At 70.4% G+C, this 21012-nt stretch carries 22 protein-coding genes; 5 read left to right on the top strand and 17 right to left on the bottom strand.

Annotation, left to right across the window (positions count from 1 at the left end; translation table 11 throughout):
• Positions 1-6: 6 nt before the first annotated feature.
• The 4 genes from RND61_RS26675 to RND61_RS26660 all read left to right on the top strand — a co-directional run bounded on the left by RND61_RS26675 (position 7) and on the right by RND61_RS26660 (position 4983).
• The gene (locus RND61_RS26675) at positions 7-924 is read left to right on the top strand and encodes a hypothetical protein (protein ID WP_315880665.1); all 918 of its coding nucleotides are present in this window, start codon (positions 7-9) and stop codon (positions 922-924) included.
• 23 nt (positions 925-947) lie between these two features.
• Positions 948-2348, top strand: a complete 1401-nt coding sequence (locus tag RND61_RS26670; RefSeq protein ID WP_315880664.1) for a hypothetical protein — start codon at positions 948-950, stop codon at positions 2346-2348.
• Entirely contained in the window at positions 2345-3154 is an 810-nt protein-coding gene (locus RND61_RS26665; protein WP_315880663.1) for a 3'-5' exonuclease, read from the top strand. The genes RND61_RS26670 and RND61_RS26665 overlap by 4 nt, the downstream gene beginning before the upstream one ends.
• A 590-nt stretch (positions 3155-3744) precedes the next feature.
• A complete protein-coding gene (locus tag RND61_RS26660) occupies positions 3745-4983 on the top strand; it encodes an MFS transporter (RefSeq protein ID WP_315880662.1) in 1239 nt (412 codons plus the stop codon).
• On the opposite strand, the gene RND61_RS26655 is transcribed toward RND61_RS26660, so the two are convergent.
• The 5 genes from RND61_RS26655 to RND61_RS26635 all read right to left on the bottom strand — a co-directional run bounded on the left by RND61_RS26655 (position 4902) and on the right by RND61_RS26635 (position 9034).
• Positions 4902-6308: a TfuA-like protein gene (locus RND61_RS26655; RefSeq protein WP_315880661.1), complete on the bottom strand. Its 1407-nt coding sequence runs from the start codon at positions 6306-6308 to the stop codon at positions 4902-4904. The genes RND61_RS26660 and RND61_RS26655 overlap by 82 nt on opposite strands.
• Positions 6305-7477, bottom strand: a complete 1173-nt coding sequence (locus tag RND61_RS26650) for a YcaO-like family protein (RefSeq protein WP_315880660.1) — start codon at positions 7475-7477, stop codon at positions 6305-6307. Before RND61_RS26650 ends, RND61_RS26655 begins: the two co-directional genes overlap by 4 nt.
• 102 nt (positions 7478-7579) lie before the next feature.
• Positions 7580-7744, bottom strand: coding sequence for a hypothetical protein (locus RND61_RS26645; protein WP_315880659.1), 165 nt, complete (start codon positions 7742-7744; stop codon positions 7580-7582).
• A 34-nt stretch (positions 7745-7778) separates the two neighbouring features.
• Positions 7779-8393 carry a hypothetical protein gene (locus RND61_RS26640; RefSeq protein ID WP_234336463.1) on the bottom strand — a complete coding sequence of 205 codons (615 nt, stop codon included), beginning with the start codon at positions 8391-8393 and terminating at the stop codon, positions 7779-7781.
• A gap of 5 nt (positions 8394-8398) precedes the next feature.
• Complete coding sequence (locus RND61_RS26635) at positions 8399-9034, bottom strand: hypothetical protein (RefSeq protein ID WP_315880658.1); 636 nt, start codon at positions 9032-9034, stop codon at positions 8399-8401.
• Between the two features lie 230 nt (positions 9035-9264).
• On the opposite strand from RND61_RS26635, the gene RND61_RS26630 reads away from it, so the two are divergent.
• A complete protein-coding gene (locus tag RND61_RS26630; RefSeq protein WP_315880657.1) occupies positions 9265-10515 on the top strand; it encodes a transcriptional regulator in 1251 nt (416 codons plus the stop codon).
• A gap of 318 nt (positions 10516-10833) precedes the next feature.
• On the opposite strand, the gene RND61_RS26625 is transcribed toward RND61_RS26630, so the two are convergent.
• The 12 genes from RND61_RS26625 to RND61_RS26570 form a co-directional block, all read right to left on the bottom strand.
• Positions 10834-11070, bottom strand: coding sequence for a hypothetical protein (locus RND61_RS26625; RefSeq protein ID WP_315880656.1), 237 nt, complete (start codon positions 11068-11070; stop codon positions 10834-10836).
• A gap of 14 nt (positions 11071-11084) precedes the next feature.
• Positions 11085-11279 (bottom strand): hypothetical protein, encoded by a 195-nt coding sequence (locus RND61_RS26620; protein WP_315880655.1) that lies wholly within the window; start codon positions 11277-11279, stop codon positions 11085-11087.
• A 194-nt stretch (positions 11280-11473) separates the two neighbouring features.
• Entirely contained in the window at positions 11474-11800 is a 327-nt protein-coding gene (locus tag RND61_RS26615; protein ID WP_315880654.1) for a hypothetical protein, read from the bottom strand.
• Positions 11800-13425: a hypothetical protein gene (locus tag RND61_RS26610; protein ID WP_315880653.1), complete on the bottom strand. Its 1626-nt coding sequence runs from the start codon at positions 13423-13425 to the stop codon at positions 11800-11802. The genes RND61_RS26615 and RND61_RS26610 overlap by 1 nt, the downstream gene beginning before the upstream one ends.
• Positions 13426-13612: 187 nt before the next feature.
• Entirely contained in the window at positions 13613-13990 is a 378-nt protein-coding gene (locus tag RND61_RS26605; RefSeq protein ID WP_315880652.1) for a hypothetical protein, read from the bottom strand.
• A 326-nt stretch (positions 13991-14316) separates the two neighbouring features.
• Complete coding sequence (locus RND61_RS26600) at positions 14317-15069, bottom strand: nuclease-related domain-containing protein (protein WP_315880651.1); 753 nt, start codon at positions 15067-15069, stop codon at positions 14317-14319.
• A 29-nt stretch (positions 15070-15098) separates the two neighbouring features.
• Positions 15099-15962, bottom strand: a complete 864-nt coding sequence (locus RND61_RS26595) for a hypothetical protein (RefSeq protein WP_315880650.1) — start codon at positions 15960-15962, stop codon at positions 15099-15101.
• A gap of 12 nt (positions 15963-15974) precedes the next feature.
• On the bottom strand, positions 15975-16397 hold the full coding sequence (locus RND61_RS26590; protein WP_315880649.1) for a hypothetical protein: 423 nt from the start codon (positions 16395-16397) through the stop codon (positions 15975-15977).
• Positions 16384-16800: a histone-like nucleoid-structuring protein Lsr2 gene (locus RND61_RS26585; protein WP_315880648.1), complete on the bottom strand. Its 417-nt coding sequence runs from the start codon at positions 16798-16800 to the stop codon at positions 16384-16386. The genes RND61_RS26590 and RND61_RS26585 overlap by 14 nt, the downstream gene beginning before the upstream one ends.
• Positions 16801-16856: 56 nt before the next feature.
• The gene (locus RND61_RS26580) at positions 16857-18071 is read right to left on the bottom strand and encodes a peptidase M23 (RefSeq protein WP_315880647.1); all 1215 of its coding nucleotides are present in this window, start codon (positions 18069-18071) and stop codon (positions 16857-16859) included.
• A 1-nt stretch (position 18072) separates the two neighbouring features.
• Entirely contained in the window at positions 18073-18870 is a 798-nt protein-coding gene (locus RND61_RS26575; protein ID WP_315880646.1) for a hypothetical protein, read from the bottom strand.
• Positions 18871-21009, bottom strand: coding sequence for a hypothetical protein (locus tag RND61_RS26570; RefSeq protein WP_315880645.1), 2139 nt, complete (start codon positions 21007-21009; stop codon positions 18871-18873).
• Between the last annotated feature and the right edge of the window lie 3 nt (positions 21010-21012).

The following is a 21012-nucleotide window of genomic DNA, read 5'->3' as shown; positions in this document are numbered from 1 at the left end:
CAGACCATGACCACGAAGAAGCAGGACGACGGCAAGTCCAAGCTGGTCGTCCCCCGGCTGACCTTCGATCCCGCACTCCCCCAGGACCTCCGGGACCTGCTGCGTTCGGCGGAGCCCCGTGAACTCCGCCGGTCCCCGGAGGACATCACCCCGTGGAAGGGGATCTTCGCTCCGGTCCGGAAAGAGACCGGGGTCGTGGGCCTCGCCTGGGTCTTGATGTGGTCGGCCCCGCAGTCCGGGGCGTTCGCCCCCTACCAGTGGACGTCGCTCGGGGTCGGTGGCGGACTCGTGATGATCTGGTCTGCTGGGTCGGTCCTCGAACGCCGATCGGAACGGGAACGGCTGCGCCGGATGCGTGACGCCCGCACTCAGTACGTGATGGACACGGACCTGTCGGAGGACGCCGGTCAGCTCCTGGCCCGTGCCGACACCGCGGCGAACGCCGTGCTCCGTTCGGCAGTCCACAAGCAGGACCTGATCGACCGCCAGCGCAATGAGGTTGCACTGCCTCAGCAGCAGTGGGAGATCGCCGAGACGCTGCGGGAGTACAGCCGCCTGGTCAAGGCCGCTCCGGTGAAGGCGGAGGGAGCCAAGGTCACGGCCCTGCTCGACACCCGGGACCGAGCGCTGCAGGCGAGCCTCGACGGCATCACCCGGCGCGTGGTTGCCCTGGAGGGTTACGCCGATCAGGTCGCGGAGGCGGACCGGCAGTACCGGGAGCTCCAGCAGATCCAGGCCCTGACGGCGGGTGGCAGTGATGTCCTCGACCTCCTCGCCCGTACCGCTCGCGATGACCTCGCCGTGGCGGAGATCGAAGGCATGACCGGAAAGGCCGCCGCCGTCGCCGACGCCTTCACCACGGCGCTCGAATCCGCGAAGGAAGCCGCCGTCATCGCCCTGCCCACCCGCACGACCGCCGCCTGAGCGACGGGGAACGGAATCCACTGATGAACGACCAGAGCGACGGCCCCACCGAGACCGCCGTCCGACTGTGTGAGTTCCCCGCCGGGTGTTCCCGGCCGGCGAAGGCGAAGGCGCCTGGTACCCCTGGGCCGCCGTCGAAATACTGCGATGACCCCGACCACACCGCGCTCAAAGCCCTGCGCTGGGAGCGGAAGCACGGCAAGGACGCTGCCGCTCGTCAGGACGTGGTGCCGGATGACCTGTCCACACTCCCGCACAGTGCCGCCGTGGCGGAGGCGCAGACCACGGAGATCAGCCTTCGTTCCCTCCTGGTCCAGGTCCTCGAAGTGCTCCCCGGCCATCTTGCGGCGGTGGAGGCCGCGGGCGATCCGGAGCTGGCGAGCGTCCAGGTCGCGAACGCGCAGAACGCCGCCCGGCTGGCCGTCACCGAAGCACAGGCGAAGCTCGGGGTGGAGCATGAGGCCCGGATCGCCGCCGAGCAGGAGGCGAAGCGGCTCAAAAGCCTGAAGGAGACGGCGGAGGAGGCGGCCGTCGAAGCGGACGGCCTCCGCGAACAGGCCGAGTCGACCGCCACCCTGATGTTCCTCCTCGCGCTGCACGCCGTGCGATCCCAGCAGGTGGCCGAGCGGGAGGCTGAGGAACGGGTCACTGCTGCCGATGCGCGGGCTAAGGACGCTCAGGAAGCCGCCCGTGCGGAGATCGAGCGGGTCACGACCGAGACGAATAAGCAGATCGAAGCGGCTAAGGCCGCGGCCGAGAAGCGTATTGAGGAACACCGGACCCGGGTCGAGAAGGACGCCGAGGACCAGATCACCGCCGCCCGGAAGGAGGCGGAGGACAAGGTCGCCGCCGCCCGGAAGGAGGCGGAGGACAAGGTCGCCGCCGCCCGGAAGGACGTCGAGAACATCGAGCGGACGGCCCGGGAGCGCGTCGAAAAGCTCCAGGCGGAGACTGCCCAGCACAAGGCGACGGCGGAGGCGGCGACGGCTCAGGTCGCGGATGCCAAGCGGGAGCGGAAGGACCTGATCCAAGAGCACGTGACCGACCGGGCAAACCTGATCAAGCAGCACAACGACGAACGCGATGAGCTGGTCAAGCGGCACAACGCCGACCGTGACCGGTTGCTCGAAGAACTGGATCAGAGCCGGGAGTTCGGCAAGGCACAGGCGGCAGCGGCTGAGCGGACGGAGAAGGCTCGTAAGGCTCTGGAGGGCCAGGTCCGTCGACTGGAACGACAGGTGAAGTCCTCCCCCGCCGCCAGCAGCGGCAAGGGCGGTAAGTCGTCCTCCCCCGCAGCGGACGGACTCGGCCGCGAACAGGTCAGCAGCTCCGTGGATGAGGACGAACCGATCCCCGGGCAGTCCCTCATCGTGGACGACCAGGGCAAGCCGGTCCAGAGCGAGGGTGAGGGGGACTCCCTGTGACGCTCACCGACCCCTCTCTGCTGGAGGACCTGTTCACCCATGAGGTCGACGGGCGGTCCGCCCAGTTCGTCCGGCCGGCAGACACCGACCTGCCCAACTGGGGGGTGTACGACGGGGGCGACTTCCTCGGGATGCTCTACTCCGACCAGTCCGGCGGCGGGACGGGGTGGCGGCTCGGGCAGTCCCACGAACGGCACGATGTCCTGGACGACGCAGTCCGGGCCCTGCGGAGGCCCCGGTCGTGGCCGCGCGAGCGGGCGCAGGTCTCGGACTGGGCCCGGCGGCTCCTGGCGGACGAGTCCCTGACGGCCGTGGACGTGGAGACCACCGGTCTCAACAAGCCGTGGGCCGTGCAGATCGCGGCCACCGACCGGAGCGGTGCCGTGCTCTTCGACGCCTACCTCGACCCGCGTGCCGAGATTGAGCCGGGCGCCGTAGCCGTTCACAAGATCACGCCGGAGAAGGTCGTCGGTGCCCCCACCTTCGGAGAGCTGCTGCCAGCCCTCACCGAAGCGCTGCATGGACGGACGTGCGTCGCCTACAACATGCCCTTCGACAGGGAATGCCTCGAACGGGAGCTGACACGACATCACGGGTCCGCGGAGTCGGCAGCCCAGTGGCTCGGCGGGTGCCGATGGGTCGACGCGATGGAGCCGTACGCCGTCTGGAAGGGCCTGTGGTCGGTCAAGCGCGGTCGCTACCGCACACAGAAGCTCGGCGGGCCGCACAACGCCGTGGAGGACTGCCGCTTCCTCCTGGCAAAGGTGCGGGAGATGGCGATGACCGATCTCCCGGCAGGGCGCTGAACCTGCGCAAGAACGGCCCTGCCCCATGCCGTACGGGGGCAGGGCCGTTGCCGTCTGCAGGTGGAGAACTGCCGTCGTGATGCGCACCACCCTGGAGGGTGAACCGCCCGCCGCGGTGGTTGCCGTGGACAGGTCGCGGGCTGGGCTCGCTTCGCGTGCGGCGCCGTCGTCGGCGAACGCCCGGTGGACAGCAGCAGCGGCTCTGAGTCTCGGGTGGCTGGGCGCCGTGACGATCAAAGACGGGAAGCGTGGCTGATGTCCGCGGGGGTGCCGCCGTACGGCCTGGGGGCCGCACGGCTGGGTACCTCCGCTCGCCGGTTCTCGGCTGCGGGCGCTTGGGGGTTCCGTTCTGTGGCTGAGGCGGGCTGCCCGTTGTTGGCTCCGCGGGTGCCTGTTGGTGCGTCTGCGACAGACGATCTTCGGGTTGCTCTAGAGTCGGGACCATCTTCCCGGTGGCGCCTCGCTGCCGGGATTTCGTGTTCTCTGGGTGGAGTTGGATCTTGCGTAAGGCACGGCTGCACGACCGGAATCCAGCGGGGCCCGTCCCACGTATCAGCTGGGCGGCCCGGGTCCGGGAGGCAGGCGCCCCCTTGGCGATCAGACCGTACCGGCTGCACTTCGCCGCCCGCCTGCTCTCCTGGACCGGCTCGGCCGTGGCGCCCATCGGGCTGGCCTTCGCGGTGCTCAAGATCGGCGGCGGGCCCGGCGCGCTGGGCGCGGTCCTCGCGGCGAGCGTCGTACCCCAGATCCTGCTGCTGCTCGTTGGCGGCGTCGTCGCGGACCGGCTGCCCCGACACCGAGTCATGGTGTGGTCCAACATCGTCTGCGCGGCCGCGGAGGCGGCTGCGGTGCTCCTGCTCCTCTCGGGCACGGCCCGGGTCTGGCACCTGGTGGCGATGTCGGCCGTCTGCGGGGCGGCGGGGGCCTTCTTCAACCCCGCGGCCGGCGGCATCGTCGTGGAGGTCGTCCCGGCCGAACTTCGGCACGCGGCCAATGCCCTGCTGAAGATCGGGCAGAACACCGTGAAGGTGGCGGGGCCCGCCCTGGGCGGCGTCCTGGTCGCCGTGGTCGGCCCTGGCTGGGCCCTCGGCTGGGACGCTCTCACGTTCGCCGCCTCGGCCCTGCTCTTTTCCCGGATCAGCCTCAAAGCCAAGAACGTGAAGGTCCGGACCGGCTTCACCGCCGACCTGCGCGAGGGCTGGGATGACTTCCGCTCCCGCCGCTGGTTGTGGGTGATGGTCTGCCAGGCCGCCGTGATCGTTCCCGTGTGGCTGGTCGGCTACCAGCTCCTGGGCCCGGTGTACGGACAGCGGGTGCTCGGCGGCGCCGCCCCGTGGGGCGTGGTGGTCTCCGGCTTCACCGCGGGGCTGGTGGCCGGGGCGGCGCTCGCCCTGATGTGGAAGCCGCGTCGGGTCGGGTTCGTGGTCTGTGCGGGAACCGGTTCCATGGCGGTGCCGCTGGGCGCGATGGCGGCGGCCGTACCGCTGCCCGTCCTCGCCCTCGCCACGGCGTTGGCGGGCTCGGGGCTGGCGGTGAGCATGACCGTGTGGGCCTCGTTGGTGCAGGAGAGGATTCCGGCGGACCGGCTGGGCCGGACCCTGTCCTACTCGACGCTCGGACAGATCCTTCCCGTGCCCTTCGGATACCTCCTGGCGGGCCCCGCCTCTCAGATGTTCGGGCTTCGCACGACGCTGGCAGTGGGCGCCCTGATCATCGCGGCCGCCGCTGTCGTGCCGCTGGCCATTGCTCAGGTCCGGGGGCTTTGCCTCGCGCCGCTGGTGGTCAAGGAGGGCGACGGCCCGTCAGTACCGGCGCGGGCGGAGAGGTAGAACGCGCGGGCCACCTCGACGGCGCCGGCGAAGTCGCGGAACGCCCGGTCCCGGGCCGCTGCGTCCAGCACGGTCCGGCCGCACCGCTCGGGCAGTCCCCACCGCTGGACCAGCGATGTGGTGATCCGGTCAACGCTCAGGTGAGCCGTGGTGCGGTGAGGGTCGGCCGCCTCGACCTCGGCGTTGAAGATGAACGCGGCGGCCACGGCCTCGGCCACCGAGGGGACGGGACCGACCAGGTCGCCCGCTTCGGCCACCGTGACCGGCCACACCGTCCAAGCTCCGTCCAGGCGGGCGGAGCGGACGACGATCCGCACCAGCGCCTCCTCCGGCGGGAGCTGGCTCACCTCGTCCTCGGTGAGCCAGTGGGCGAGCTGGTCGCCGGACATACCGCCCAGCTCCACACCGGCCTCAGCAACGCGCCGCAGAGCGGACCGCTCCACCGCCGCGGCTCGCACCGGGCGGCACACATCGCTGCCCTCTTCCTGCGCGAGAGCAGCCAGGACCCGGGTGCGCCACCGGCTGGGGAACCCCGGGTCGTAGAGCTGCTGATAGTTCAGGAGAGCGAGGCAGTTCACGGACTGCCCGCTCGCCTCCGCGACCGGCCGGAAGGTCGCCTGCCAGTACCGGACGAAGCTGGTCTGCCACGGCTCGCCAGCCCATGCCCCGGCTGTGCCGGGGGCCGGGGGCAGGCCAGCGGCCACCAGGGCAAGGGCCCGCTCGGCGTCCTCTCGCTTGACGTCGCAGGGGTGCACGCGACGCCAGGCATCCGCCCTGTTGAACGCGGCCTTCAACCCCTCCCCCGCCGCGAGGCGGCCCAGGGCGGTCCAGGACCGGCGGGTGTAGGGCAGGCAGCGAGCCAGGTTGGCCAGCCGGGTCGCTTCGGTGGTCTCCAGCTCGCCGTCGGCGGCGGCCCGCGTCAGTGCGGCCCGTAGGTTCACGAGTGCTTCGGACAGTGGGCGGCCGTCCTCGGTGTGGAGCACGGCGACTTCGTCGTCCGCGTCCAGGGCGCCGCTGCGGAAGTCCTCGAAGATCCGCCCGATCCCGACCATGCCGTACGGAGCGAGCTCGGCGGCCCGCAGGGCTCCCATACTGGCGGCGCCGACCACGGCAACGCCCTCGGCCATCAGCGCCAGGATCTCCTTGTGCCGTACCGGGGCGCTCTGGTGCCAGAGACCGTCGATGATCAGCACCGTGTCGCCGGGGCCGGCTCCGAGCCGCATCAAGTCCCCGTGTCGGACCGGGGGGTGCGTCACGGCGTCGGGGAGGGCTTCCCTGACGCGGGCGGCGGGCACGGTAGGCCCGGAGAAGACGTGAACGCTCACGCGACTGCCTCCTGGGTCGGTCGGGGGATGACGTGCCGCGCGTCGTAGCGCAGGGCCGGGGCCAGCACCTTGACGACGGCGAGCTCACGTCGCTGGTGGGGTCCGTGGGTGAGGTCCACGACCAGCGGGGAGTGGCCGGTGACCGCGCTGATGCGGGCCGCCAGGTGCTCGGCCTCGCCTTCGTCCGTGGTGAAGCCGGTGGTGTGCTGCGCGGTGTCCTCCGCCCACTTGGCGCCGCGGCCGGCGGACGGCTGGGGTCCGTGGTGTACGGCGGGCTGGTAGGCGGCCGGGTGGATGTCCTCCCGGCTGCCGGTGATCTGGGTGAGCCTGGACTGAGCCGCTTCCGTGATCGCCCTCGACAGGGCCACGTGGGGGTCCAGGTGGGCGCCGGAGCCGGAGACCAGCAGGGCGGGCTGGTCCTCGCGCCACAGGTAGCAGCTGATGACGGGCACCTCGAACCGGTTCGGCAGGTGCCACAGCTCCAGCCAGGCCCCTGCCGCCCGCACCCGGTCGATCAGGGCCGCACAGTGCTCGTCCTCGACGGTGCCGGGGTCGATGAGACGGCCGTGCCCCGACCCGTCGGCCAGTGCACTGATCGTGTCGCGCTCGATCAGCTCGGCCAGGGCGTGGACGACGGCCTCGGCGCGCGTGTTGCCGGAGGCGAGCCCGTTCGTGGACGCGCTGGGCAGGTGCAGCCGCCATCGGTCGTGTGCTTCCCGGCCCAGCTGCACGCACGCCGCCGGAACGAGCGTGGGTTCGCCGTCCAGTGCTGATCGTGCCGTGATCCAGTCCAGGACGGTCCGGCCGGTGACCAGAGAGCCGGGGTGGCTCTCCAGGTCGGTGACCGGATAGGGCAGGTCCAGGCCGAGACCGTTCGCCGGGGCACGCACTTCGGCGGTCGGGACGGCCCGCTCGCCGTGCCATGCCTCGATCGCCTCCATCGCCCCGGAGACCCGGGCGGCGGCCAGCGTCGCGCCCTTGCCCTGGGCGACGGACAGGGTGCGGGCCAGCGGCCGCACGGCCATGGTCACAGGGATGCCGAGGTCATCCAGCCCGGTCACGTCGGCGACGCGGGTGATGCCGTACGCCATCAGCAGCGGTCGGATCGCCTCCCAGGTCTCGTCGGGATGACGGGTCCGGTGGGTGCCGTCGAAGTACGCCTTACGCATGGGCTCTTCCCTTCGCAGATGCCGAAGCCCGGCCGCCGGGACACCCAGGTCATGAAAGGTGCCCCGGCGGCCGGGCGGGTTCAGCTACCGCCTGCGGAGCCGTCAGGCGGACGGCAGCGGGTAGGTGTGGGTGTCGGGGAAGGCGGAGTCCGGCACGGCCGGGTCGCCGCCGGAGTTCTGCGGCATGTTGCCCTCGGCGTGCAGCTCGGCCACGAAGTCGGCCGGGTCCACGGCCTGCGTCGTGGCGGACGGGATCTGCTGGGTCATGGTCGTTCCTCCTGGGTCTGGGGAAGGACGCTGCTTACACCGAGAGGTCGGTGAAGCAGATGGTGATCAGTACCTCGCGCGACTGGGAGTCGAGCGGGGTACGCCAGTGGGGGATTCGGCTTCCGTCGAATCCGGTGAGGACGCGGTGGCGGACCGGGAAGGTCTCGCCGCCGTCGGGGTACGGGGTGTCACCGAGGCGGTCGGCGACCTGCTGGGTGGTCAGCCAACGCAGGCGGGGCAGCCAGCCCATGGAGACGAGACCGGGAGTCAGGCCGCACGAGAAGGTGATCTCACACTTCCCGTCGTCGCGGTGGACGTGCATGTAGTCGCCGGGCTCGTAGAACTTCAAGCCGAAGCGGATCGGGGTCATCCGGGCCCGGCCGGTCGCCTCGCCCGCCACCTCCGCGAGGCCCTTGGACATGGCCAGTCGGCTGAGCGCGTCTCCCCCGGTGTGGACGCGGCAGCGCTGGGGGGAGGTGATCGAGCCGTCCCGCATCACCAGCAGGCCCGGCCGCTGGTTGTGGCGGACGACCGCGTGCGGCTCGCACCGGTCGGCCTCCTCGGCAAGCTCCTCCCAGAGCCCGGGGTCGACCACGTCCTCCGGAACGACCGCCCGTCCTTCCGCCAGCCAGAGCTGACGTGCAGTCATGGCCATCACAGGTCCATGAACGACATCGTCACCAGCAGGCCCGTCGACGTGACCGGCCGGCGCCAGTGCGGCACGTGGTACCCGGCGAACGCCCGGACACTGCCGTCGCCGTACGGGTGGGACAGGGTCGTGAAGCCCTCCCCCTCCGGGAACATGCCGTGCTCGGTGACGACCTCCCCCAGGCGGTCGGGGAAGGCTCCCATCAGGTCGGGGGCCCAGCCCATCGGCGGCAGGTCCTCGGTCAGCGCGACCGCGACGGTCACGGTGGACTTCACCGAGTCCACGTGCAGGCCCTGGAAGTCGCCTTCCTTGTAGAGGACGACCGCACCACCGCGCGGGATCAGCCGGGGAATGCCGGTGGCCTCGCGCAGGGCCATCAGCAGGGTCTTGTCGTAGGCCAGGGCCTCCAGCACCGGGCCGGGTGGGATGAAGCCGCAGTGCACCGGGGAGGCGAAGCTGCCGTCACGATGGGCTGCCGTGTGCTCGTGGACGTGCGGGGTGACCAGGTCGATCCGGCCGCACGCCTCCTCGACCAGGGCCTTGAAGCGGTCCGGCTCCAGGACACCGGGAACGATGGCCGTTCCCGTCTCCTCCCATGCGACGCGAGCCGGCTGCCGATCCACGGGTGCTGCGGTGTCCATGATCCCCTCCAGTTGGTCCGTCTGTCCGGGTGACGCCGTGCGGCCGGTGGAACCTCGACCCGCCACCGAGACCGTTCCGGCGGCGAGCCGAGGGGTCGGCGGCGTTCGCCCATTGAACTGCCGGGGAACACAAGGAATGAGGGGCCACGAAGGGGTGCGTTTCCCGGCGGGGGGCCGCTCCGGGGGGCCAGGATGAGGGCCGCACCCGACGGCGACGGAGGGAAAGTGTCATGGTGGCCCCGGACGGCATCGGCGCCTTACTTCGATCGATCCGCGAACGCGCCGGACGCACCCGAGATCAGCAGGCCAAGGTCGTTCAACAGGCCCAGGGCGGCCGGTGGTTCGACTGGGAGAACATCAAACGGTGGGAACTGGAGAAGCGGTTACCGGTCCCGGACTGGCACGAGACGATCGCCCGCGCATACGGGCTGAGCGTCGCGGACGTGCAGCGGGCAGTCGCCGCATCGCGACAGCACCGACGCAGCCAGCGCAGGGAGAAAGAGGACGTGAAGCGACGCAGTTTCTTCGGGGTGGCGGCCGCGGTCGTAGGTTCAACCGCGCTGCCCGGCATCGCACAGGCACGCGAGGGCATCGACGGCGCCCTCACCGGCTCCGGCACCGGCGATCTGGCTTACCTGGAGTCGGCATTCGAGCGGCACCGGGGCGGCTACCACGGCCGGGCGCCCGACGACGTGCTGAGCGAAATGCAGGCGGACCTCGACCTCCTCGGTCAGGTCCTCAACCAGCCCCACCCCGCGGGGGCACGCGCTGATCTCGCCCGTACCGCTGCGGGGATCGCCGGTCTCGTCGCCATCGTCCAGCACGATCGCGGCGACAAGGGGGACGCCTTCCGATGGTTCGCGACGGCGGAGAAGGCGGCGCGCGAGTCCGGTGACCGCAAGATGACCGCCTGGGTGCTGGCACGGCACGCGATGGTGCCGCTGAACTACGGCGCCCCCGAGGCGGCCGTACGGATCGCTTCCCGCGCACGCAGGGCCGCCGGTCGGACGCCCACCGCCGCCGGCGCGTTGGCGGCGGCGGTCACGGCCCGCTCCCTGGCCGCCATCGGTGACCTTCGGGGCGCCCGGATGGCAGTCACAGACGTGCGGAACCTCGTGGAACACCTCGACGGACAGGAGACAGCAGACACCTGGTTCGGCTATCCGGGACAGAAGCACTTCGTCCACCTCTCCCAGGCGTACACCCTCCTCGGGGACACGGAGGCTGCCTACGCGGCCCAGGACGATGCCCTCGACCTCACCGATTCCCCATCGGTGATGACCCGGGCCCTGATCGCGATGGACACCGCCGCCTGTCTGCGCCTCGACGGCGACCCTTCAGCGTCTGCCGAGATGGCGGCGGGCATCTTCGACCGCCTCCCGGCCTCCTACCGTGACGGCCTGATCCGGTCTCGGGCCGAGGCCCTGCACCAGGCGCTCAACGGCCGTCCACGGGACCTTCTTGGGCAGGCTCTCGCCTGACAGGCGCTCTGTCGCGCGGAGCACCCAAAGGTTCAAATCAGGGTACGGGCGGGCAATTCCGTGGCAGAGTTGACCAACAGCCCAGCGTCGAATCCCCCCGTTTCGGCGCTGGGCTTGCCCGTTCCCGCGTGACCTCCCGGGCGAGCGCTCGTTCATCTCGGCGGAGGTCATTCCGCATCGACTTTCACGCTCGGCGCCGAGCGGTGTCTTCGGAACGGTCGCTGATCGGGTCCGCCCGCGGAAGGGTGTTGAAGACACCGAGGGGCTTCTCCTCCTACCCCCGCGGGGGTAGGAGGAGAAGCCCCTCGTCGTTCGTCGTCAGTCCAGGCCGGCGTACGCGATGCTGAGCACCGTGACGGTCTTGGTCTCGGCGCCGACCATCAGCACCACCGCCAGGTCCCCGGCTGCCCACAGCCGCACCACGCCGTCATCGACGTCGCCGTACGGCTCGGTCGCGGTGATGGGGTCGGTGAGCGAGTCGAGCAGAAAGCGGGCCAGGCGGTCGCGGGCCCGCTCGGGCAGGCTCCGGTAGACCTCGTGTTGCGTGTGGTCCATGTAGAGCCGGTGGTTCACGCGACCCGCCGCTCGCTGATCAGCTCGGTGACGTCCGTGTACTGCGGCGGCAGAGCGCCGCCGTGCTGACGCTGGTAGTCCAGGACTTCGGGGGCCTTCGCGGCTCCGGCCCGCAGGTCCTCGATGAGCTTCCGCCACCGGGCACCGAGGGCTTCCAGCTCGCTGAACGGGGTGAGGTTCAGCTGACGCATGAACTCCATCCGTTGGACCGGTGTCAGGGCGTGAGCGATGGCGTCCGGGGTCCACTCCCCCTCGCCAGGATTCGTCGCCTCGCGCATGGTCACCGCCTTCCCGTAGCACGGGGCTCCGGAACGGTCGCCGGGCCCTCGCCCCCAGAGTAGCGGCGGCAAGGGCCCGTGCGGGATACGACGGCCAGTCCCGGCGGCTACCGGCCGGTGCCCGGAGGAAGGGCGGGACGGTCCCGGCGCCCGCTCATCGGGCGTCCGCTGCGGCGTTCTCCTCGGCGGCGGACCGGCTCCTCCCGCTCGACGTGCACGGTGTGCTCCTCGGCGGCCGGCGCCGGGGCGGGAGCGGGGATGACGGTGAAGACGATCCGGTACGCGGGGGTGCCGGGTTCGGACCGCCGGTTCTGCAGACGGCGCGGTTCGTCCACGGCGACCGGTACCGGGTACGCCGCGAGGGCCTTCCTGATCAGGTCCGTGACCTGCTCCTGTTCCTCGACGCTCGCGCCCATGATCCGGATCTCGGCCATCAGCGGGTCACCTCCTGGTGGGGTGCGGCCTCGGGAAGGTGAGCGCGGCCGCGGGCGCGGGACCGCCGCAGCAGCTCCTCGCGCACGTACTCGCACCCCTTCACCGCAGGCAGTCCCCTGACCGGGGTGACCGGGTCGTCCCCCTCCCGCAAAGCCCAGGATTCGTCGGCGGCGAGGTGCATCGGGCGCTTGCCCGCCCGCGCGGTGTCGGCCGCAATCAGCTTCTGGTCCTCCCCCGGCCGGCCCGGGACGATCAGGCGCCCACGGGTCACGTCCCGCACCCGGACCAGTACGCGCTCCCACGGGGAGGCGTCCGCCAGGTCCTCGTCGGAGATCCCTCCGGCGTACCGCTCCCCCAGCGGGACGGACGGCTTCACCCGGCGGTCCAGCAGCACCTTGCCGGTGGAGGCGTCCACGACGGCAATCTCGATGATCTCGGTCGTCTCGGTGTCGCTGGTCGGCTGCCCGGAGGACCGGGTGCACAGCAGCACCGCCGTGTCCGCCGCCAGGATTTCGCGTGCGTGACGTGCGCGCTGGCCCCACCGGGTGCCGCCGACCGTGATGTCCGCGCGGTAGCGGGCGGCCTGCTGGTCGGCGCGGAGCTCGGCGGCGACCTGCTCGCGCGTCGGACCGTCCTGGTCGTTGCGGGCCCAGTCCAGTGCCCACGCGCCGGTGCGATCGTCGTGGAAGGCCCAGACCTCGACCTGGTGCCGGTCGGCGACGGCGGCGGCGAAGGCGTGGATCGCCTCGGCGCGGGTCGTCACCCGGCTGTACTCGCGGAGCGGACTCGGCTCTCCGGGTCGTACCGCGCGGACCTCCTCCCACGGCACACCCGGAAGATCCCGCAGGCCCTCGACGTCACGGGTCCGGAACAGCGGGACGTCGATCCACCGGCGCTTGCCGACCCGGGCCTCTACGTGGGAAGCCGGGGTGATCCAGCCTGCGGCCACCACGTGCTGCCAGTCGGTGGGGTACCGGATCTCCAGCAGTCCGGCCGCCTCGTCGGCCCGGATCAGCCGGTCCCCCGTCACCTTTTCGCACAGTTCCTCGTCCGCGGCGAGCACGTCCAGGTCCTCGACGGCGAACCGTCCGCCCCTCCCCGCGCTGATCCGCCCCTCCTGGGCGACCTGCTTCAGCTCGGCCACCTTCCACCCCAGACGGCCGGCTGCCTCGTCGGGCGGCAGGCTCACCTCGACCCACGCGGTCCACTCGGCCTCGCTGCGGGCCTTCGCCTCCTGCCGGGCAGCGATCAGCTCGGTCATCAACGCCTTGGCGTCGTCGGACGCCGCGAGGGCCCGCGCGTCGCGTACCGAGTAGAGGTCCCAGCCCTTGTACTGATCCACGACGCGCAACCTGGTCTTCTCGGCCAGGGGCGGCACGTCGGCGGACTCGACTGCGAGTCCGGTCAGCTCGGCCAGCAGCTCGGCCGTACGTCGGGCGCCGTATCCCTCGCGGTCCGCGATGCCCTCGCGGATCTCCTCGACTCGCGGAGCGAGGGCGTCGGCTGCCTCGCGCGACCACCCCTTGGACTTGTCACGGGGCGGGATGAGTCCCAACTCCTGTGCCCTGGTGACCATCCAGGGCTCGATGCCCAGTTCGGCCGCCAACTGCGTTCCGTTGACCACTTTCGGCCGCGCCTTTTGCGCCGCGACCGCTACCTCTTCGGACATCCGTAGAGCCTTCCATTTCTCGCTTACTTCACCGAAGCCATTTCATGGATAGCAGCACCGGCGACGCTTGACAAGCAGAATCGGCAATCGTCTAAGAAAAGCGGCGCAGAAACGATCCACAGATATGGCGGTCAAAATAACGTTATTGGTCAGAACCCTTTCGCGATTCAGTTTGCAAAACGCCCTTGGTGGGCCAGTGGTCCGCGATCCCTTGCCGGACGATGGCGCCGAAGGTGAGCACATGGGCACCGAGGGCGGCCCGCCGGTCGCGCTGTTCCTCGGTGAGCCCGCGCAGGTTGCCCAGCCCCTGCCGCAGGATCTCCTCGATCCACGGCTCACTGATCCGCCATGCGGCCGTGCGCGCACGCCAGACCAGGTCATAGTCGAGTGTGCAGGCGAAGGGAGTCCCGAAGTCCTCCCCCGGCCGCTCCGATCCGGGCCACATGCCGGGCAACGACAGCTCGGCCTTCTCCTCCTCGGTCAGCGGGCGCCAGTCGCGGGCAAGGTCCGGCTGCGCCATGCGGCCACGAACGCAGGCTTCGACAAGATGGTCCTCTGTCGGCCACTCTGTCCTACGGCGCAATTCCGCCTCTACTCGAATCCTCTTACGCTCTCGGGAATCCCTCGCGTTTAGCAGGGAAAGGCGACGCCAGGTTTTTTCAGCCAGCCGGTACGACCTGGCGGTACTGCTGATCCGTGTAGCAAGATCCTCGGACATGTGGACGGTGACGCGCTGCGTTGCTGCCATACACTCATTAAACCGCTCGGGAAACCCACATGCCAATGGCCCGGAAAGACTCCCGGGCCATTGGCTTGGTTTGTTCGACTTCCTGGCGAAGCGACGTTCTATTCCTTCGGGGGAAGGGCCTGGTCGGCTGCCTGTCCGGCCTGGGCGACCTCGGCCGGCGAGAGGACGCGACGCTGTTTACGCAGGTGGCCGCGAAGGCGTCGGGCCTCGATCACCACCACGCCGTCGAAGACCAAGATGCCGCGACGGCCAACCGGAGCCCCATGTACGGCGATGATCGGCCGGACGTCGACCGGCAGCCCGTCCAGCGGGCGCCGGAGGGCGGCGGCTGCCTGCCTCGCCTCACCTTGGGCTTTCGCCACCTCGCGGTTCTGGGCGTGGGCGCCGTACCACAGGGTTCCGCCGTCGGGGCTGACGGCGACCCGCGCCCCGCGCGCCTGCCAGTTCTTGGTGTTGATGCAGGCAATCCCCCAGTGCCCGATGGCGAGATGGTCCAGGTTCGCGACCTTGCCGAGAGCGCGGTCGTGGAGGATGACCGCGCCCCGGCGGGCCAGCGGGGCGAGCATTCGCGCGGTCCGGCGCTCTCCTTCCGCACCGGACCGCCAGGCCCGTACGTGCTGGGGTGCCGTGAGTGTTCCGCACCACGCGAGGACGACGGCGAGGGCGGCGATGTGGCCGAACAGTGGAACACCGATGCCGTGCCAGCCGATCCACCACTCCAGCACCCCGGCGAGGGCGAGCACGGGGGCCAGCCCGATGAGGAACCGCCGCCGTGCCGATGTTCGCCAGGACCGCAGGCGTCGCTTGTACTCCTGCTGGGCCGACTGGCCTGGTCCCACACGGATCGCCATCCGTCTTCCCCCCGTTTCGTGGTGGTGCGTTAGGAGGCGACAGGCAGCAGCTTCGCCGCCCACTCCTCGGTCGTGGTGATGATGATCGGCTCGACGTCAACTTGCCGGAGCACGCGAAGGAGGTCCTTGGCAGACTGCTGGGCTTGGGCGGGGTCATGGGTCCCGGGGTGCTTGGGGCACTGGGCGACCAGGTGCTTCCAACAGAAATGCGCCTGGCGGGCCAGGTGCAGCGTCTCGTCCCTGGGGGCCTGTTGGTCGTGCCGGCGCCAGGCCGCACGCATGTGGAGTTCCAGGCTGGTGGCCCACGCCGCCCTGCGCAGTGCCAGGTTCGCCCTGACCGCGACGATGTTCACGGTGTAGGGGTGCAATGGTCCGTACGCGTCGTCCAACGCGTCTTCGAGATCCTTGGCCGCGACCTCGGCGGCCGGAAGGTTGCCCGCGACGTCCGCAGACTTCACCGCGTCCAGCATCTCCCGGTACTCGGGAGGCAGGGGGGCCATCCAGTCGACGCCGGGGGCTGCCAAGGGTGGGCCGGGGATGACCGGTTCGCCGGTGGGCGGGGGAAGGTGGACGGGGGCGGCTGCGGGAGGCGGCTCGGGAGCTCGGCGTGCTGCAGGCGGGGCCGGGTGGGGGTGTTCGAGCGGCGTCACCTCGCCGTCCCAGTCGACAATCAGGGGCCAGGTGCTGCCGTCCGGCTCCTTGGCGTTGACGCGGACCGGCCGGTCGAGCCGGGCGGCCTTCTCCTGGATGTGCGCCAGGGCGGCGTCGCGCGCGTCCTGGCCGGGGAGGGTGTCCACTGGATGCCCATCGACGCTGGCCTCACCGCTTTCGCGGATCACGATCGTGTAGACCGGGGTCAGGGGGACGGCGTCATGGTCGGTCACAACAGGCATCGGGCCACTTCCTTACAGCGTATTCGCGTGCAGCCGGTCCGGGTCGGTCCATGTGGCGGCACAGCACCTCTGGATGGCGTCGAGCGCGGGCCCGGCGCCGTAGTACAGAACGGTTCCCGGCCGCTGGCGGTCGGGCAGTTCGGTGCTGGTGGCGTTGATCAGGTGCTGAGCGTGGGGGGCGATCTCGTCCATCAGCTTGTTGGCCCGGTCCGCGGGTAGCGGGGCGACGGGCCACCGGAGTGTCCAGCACACGGCCACCAGCCACGGGGGGCTGGCCGCGAGCTCGTCAGTCGCGCGTACGTCCAGCTCCCCCGTGGTGAGGTTGAGCCAGACGAAGCAGGCCGCCTCTTTGGTCAGCTGCTTCGCTGCCTCTTCGTTCAGGGGCCGCCAGGCCACGGAGGGCCGGGTGTGTCCCTTCGGATCAGCGACCGGCATAGGGATTCTGGGTCGCGGCCTCGGCGGCGTCTTCCTGTGTGCCCTGCGGCGGGACGCTCGGCCCCGACTCGGCCTGGGCTCGGGCGTACGCCTCGCGGACCTCCCTGGGGATCGGGCCGCGGTCGGGCACGTCGTGCCCGTTCGCCTTGGCCCAGTCACGCATCTTCTTCGTCTCGGCCGTCGTCTCGGACTTGGGCTTCGTGGCCTTGCGTCCCTTGCGGCCGGCGCCCTGCTTCACGCGGGCGACCTTCAGCAGCGGAGCGAGGGCTTCGTCGTACTCCGCCAGATGTTCCGGGTTGAGGTCGATCTCGTACTCCGTCCCCCGCCACATGAAGTCGATCCGCTCGACGTCCTTGATGCTCTCCTCGTCCAGGTCGTCAACCAGGATCAGCCGATCTGCCACACCCGTCTCCTTTGCTCTGTTCTAGATCATCTCAAAAGGCACTGACATGCCACTTCTTATCCGGCATTGGGGAAGTACGGCGGCGCCCAACCCTGGTACGTAGCACCCCATTTCGACTCAATATCCGTGGCCGGGACGATCGAGATCCGGCCGGGCTCCCGGATGTCATTGGAGGCGATTTGCCCCTTGCCGACGTAGAGCGCGACATGCCCCGCCCTGCCGTCGGTGCTCCAGAACATCAGGGCACCGACAGGGGGGTTCCGGTCCCGGTTGTGCCGCATCGTGGACGGCATTGCCCAGTAGTGGTCAATGGCGTACCTGGAACCGGCGGAGGTCCAGCCGTACGACTGGGCAACGAACTTCAGGCACCACTGGTACCACTCCAGGGACCCGCTGTCGGCTTCGCGCTGCGCCCACTTCACGGCGTCGGCGGTAGACCTGGGGTTCTTCACCTGGGCGGGCCAGTTCGCGTCGCCGTCGTGGAACGCGGTGCCGGGCTTGGCAGGGGTGTCCGGCCGGTCCTCCTCGGTCTCGCACCGCTCGGTGGGGGCGTCGCTCGGAGCGTCGGACGCGTCGTCGGGCGTGTCGTCGGACGGGGTGTCGGTCGGCTTCGCCTTGCCGGGGTGGGTGAGGTTGATTCCGGCTTCTTTGGCGATCCGGCGGGCCTCGGACTCCTGGCCGGCGTACAGCTCGCCTTGCTCGGATGCCTGGACGGCTTCAGCGGCATCTTCCAGCGCCATCGACTCCCAGCCCTTGACGTCCGTCAGCCCGCGGGGGCTTCCGCTGTCCGCACCGAAGAAGAACATCTTCGCCGCGTACTCGGGCTTCATGATCTGTTCCTTGGTGCCCCACCCGTACTGCGGCTTCTGCTGGAACAGGCCCACGGAGTCGCCCGGACCGTGGTCCAGGTTGATCAGCGTGCTTTCCTGCAGCGCGGTCATCAGTGCGATCAGGGTCGCGCGGCCTGACAGACCGCCGGTGGCGGCCACCCTGTCGATGGTCTTGGCGTTGTCGATCTGCTGTGCATGGAGTCCGTCGGTGCTGTCCGTACCGCCTTCGTCGCTCTCGTCGTCGTTCTCGTACTGGGCATCGGGCAGGCCGGCGCCGCCGCAGGACGCGGCGGACGCCTGGGAGCTGCCGGAGATACCCCCGACGATCCCGAGCCCTATCAGGAAGGCGAAGAAGAGGAGGGACGCCGGGACGGCGAGCTTCAGTGCTGCACCTCGACGCGCCACCCCCGTGGCCAGCATGGCGGCCTGGCGCGAATTCACGTCAGACCCCCCGCACCCTCGACACGCGCCATTCGTCGTCGTCGCGTGTCATCTCCGCCTGGAAGACGTACGTCTTGTCATACGTCTTGTAGCCGTCGATGACGGCCTTGACCGTGACCTCCCGCCAGGCCCGCAGTGGGGTGTCGATGCCCAGCTCCTCGTCGGCCTTGCCGACCTCGACCGTGGTCACGGTCGACACACCACCGTTGGAGATCAGGTTGTTCCACCAGCGGTCTTCGTTGCCCGCGAGGTTCCGGGACAGGGCCTCGGTCATCCAGGGCGCCGCCCGCTCGACCACGGTCTCGTGCTCCCGGTCGACCGGAGGGTTGCGGGTCATGTAGACCCGGGCCCATCCCTCTGCGGTCTTCTCTGGCGAACTCAGGTCCACCGGCGGCAGGGAGGCGGAGGGCGAGGCCGACGCGGACGGGCTCGGCGGTGCGCTCGCGGTCGTTCCGCCACCGGCGGGATCGGCGGGGGCGGAGCTCGGCGCGGTACTGACGCTCTGCTGTCCCTTGTCGTCCCCGGTGATCCACTTCGTGGCGCCGAATCCCACGACCAGAATGACGACGATGATCAGGGCGGCACCGGCGGGGTTCATGGGCTCCTTGGCCCGCTCGTCCTCCAGTACCTGCTTCATCGTCGTCTTGCGGTTGGTCTTCGCCGTACGGCGGGCTTGGCGGCGGGCCTTGCGGCGCTGGCGCCGCTTGCCCTCCTCCTCGACCTCCGGGACCTCGTAGACCTCCTGCAGCAGCTCGCGGAAGTCCGCGGGCGTACGCGGCTTCTTGTCGTCGTCGGCCACTTAGTTCCCCCCGTTGCGGCGCGTCACGGTCGGCACGGACAGACCCCGGCCGCGGCCGCGACTGCGGGCCCGGCTGCGGTTCTCCGGCCGGGTGGGGTTGGGCCCGGTGGAACCGCCGGGACGGTTCGGTGTCGAGCGGACCACCTTGTGCGGAATGACCTTCGGCGCGGAGGTGCCCGTCTTCGGACCTTGCCGGAAGGTGTAGCTGGCGCCGCTGTTCTCGGTCCGCAGCGTCGGGGACGGACGGTTGGCCGCTCCCGCCGCCGGACGGCTCGCGCTGTTGGGCGCGTTCTGGGTCGTCGCCTGCGCGGAGCCGCTTGCGGCAGGCAGGGCCTGACGGGGCACCGAGCCTCCGACCTCCGCCGGGCGGCGGGTGCCTCCGACCTCGGCCGGGCGGCGGGTGCCCGGGACGGCCTTGGCCGGGCCGTCGGCAACGGACCGGCCGCGGGCCGGCGCGGTGGACGACGGCAGTTCCGGACGGCTGGTAAGGGGACCGACTTCCTTGCGGCTGCCGCTGTTCGGCAGTGCGGCGCCTGCCGTCTGCCCGGAGGGCAGGGGCGGCATGGGACGGCGGGCACCGGCCAGGGCGCCCGGGGTGCCGCCCGGCGGAAGCTGCGGAGTCGTCGGCCTGTCGGTGCCGCCGCCTCCGCCGCCGCTGCGGCGGGGCATCCGGGGCATACGCGGAAGCCGCATCCCCGCAAGTCCGCGGCCGAGTCCCTTGGTGATCCCCCATCCGGCCTTGCCCGCCGCGCGGGCGGCGAGCAGTCCGCCGACGGCGGCGGCCGGGCTGGTCAGGCCGCTGACGCCGACGATGGACTCCAGGACGCTGCGGAACTTGAAGGCGACGATGGCGGTGGCGATGCTGATTCCGGCGGCGGCCGCATAGCCGTACTCGCCCATCATCTTGGTGGACGCGGTGGTCACGACCAGGACCGAGCCGAGGGTCATCGTGGCGATGGCGCTCTGCAGGGTGTAGCCGAGGAGGAAGTCGAACCAGCGGACGCCCCACGTCCTGGGCCTTCCTGGGATGATCCACAGGCAGGCGAAGATCACTCCAGACACCAGCATGAGCAGGGCGCCGAGCAGGGACGCCAGACTCGCGAAGGCCAGCATCAGGACCAGGGCCGCGAACAGGATCACGCAGATCAGTGCCGGGATGGCGACCATCATGCGGCCTACCGGGTTGTGGCCGTCGACCCAGGAGTTCGAGTCACCCCCGATGCGGTCGCCCACGCCCTTCATATGCTCCTTGCGCTCTTCCGGGTCGATGCCCTTGTCCAGCAGGCCCTTGCCCTCTGCCTTGCAGGCTTCCAGGCTTCCGAACTGGACCACGCACCACGGGGTGACGACGTACGTCCGCCAGACGGCATCGCTTGACTTCCGCAGCATGTTGTCGCGTTCGTTGTTGCCGTACGTGGTCTTGTGGCCGAGGTCGATGGGCTCCTTCGTGCCGTCGCCCAGGCCGGCGGAGGTGGCGTTCATGGCCACGCTGCTACCGACGTTGCGGGCGGAGTCGATCCCGTTGACCCATGTCTGCGGGGCCGTCAGCAGCGAGATGGAGAAGATGGTCGAGACCGCCACCCAGCCCAGCTGGGACAGGCTCGACCCGGCGGCCCGGCGGTGATTGGCGTACGCGACCAGGGCACCGATCACCATCGCGGACGGCAGCAGCGTCTCGGTGAGCGTCTTCGCCGCACCGCCCACGGAGGCGGTGATCGCGTTCTCCAGCGGCGGGATCGTGGTGACGTTGAAGATCCACTGCACGATCGTGACGGCGGCTGAGCCGATCACGGCGGTGAGGGCCATGCAGATGATCGCGGGGATCTCCAGCATGGGGTCCATGACGTCCCACATGCCGTAGTCGTCGGTGATCGTGTAGAGCAGGGGGTTGCCGTACTCCTCGTACAGGGTCCCCTGGCCCTTCGTGTACGGGATGTCCACGGAGGGCAGGAGGTCACCGATGCCGACCGGGGTGTAGTCCTTCGCCCATGCCGACTGCGCGGTGACCATCAGCGTCACGTAGATCCCCAGGACGGGGATCAGGACGGTCCGCTTGCGGGGCAGCCGGAAGTTCTGCAGCCGGATCAGCAGCTTCAACACGCTGAAGCGGTACTTCTTCCGCGGTTCGAGACTGATCACGAC

Origin of the sequence: Streptomyces tamarix (genome assembly GCF_032423885.1) — a bacterium.
Lineage (GTDB): Bacteria > Actinomycetota > Actinomycetes > Streptomycetales > Streptomycetaceae > Streptomyces > Streptomyces tamarix.
Note: the sequence above shows the minus strand (reverse complement) of the source record. Positions and strands in the feature narration are given on the sequence as shown.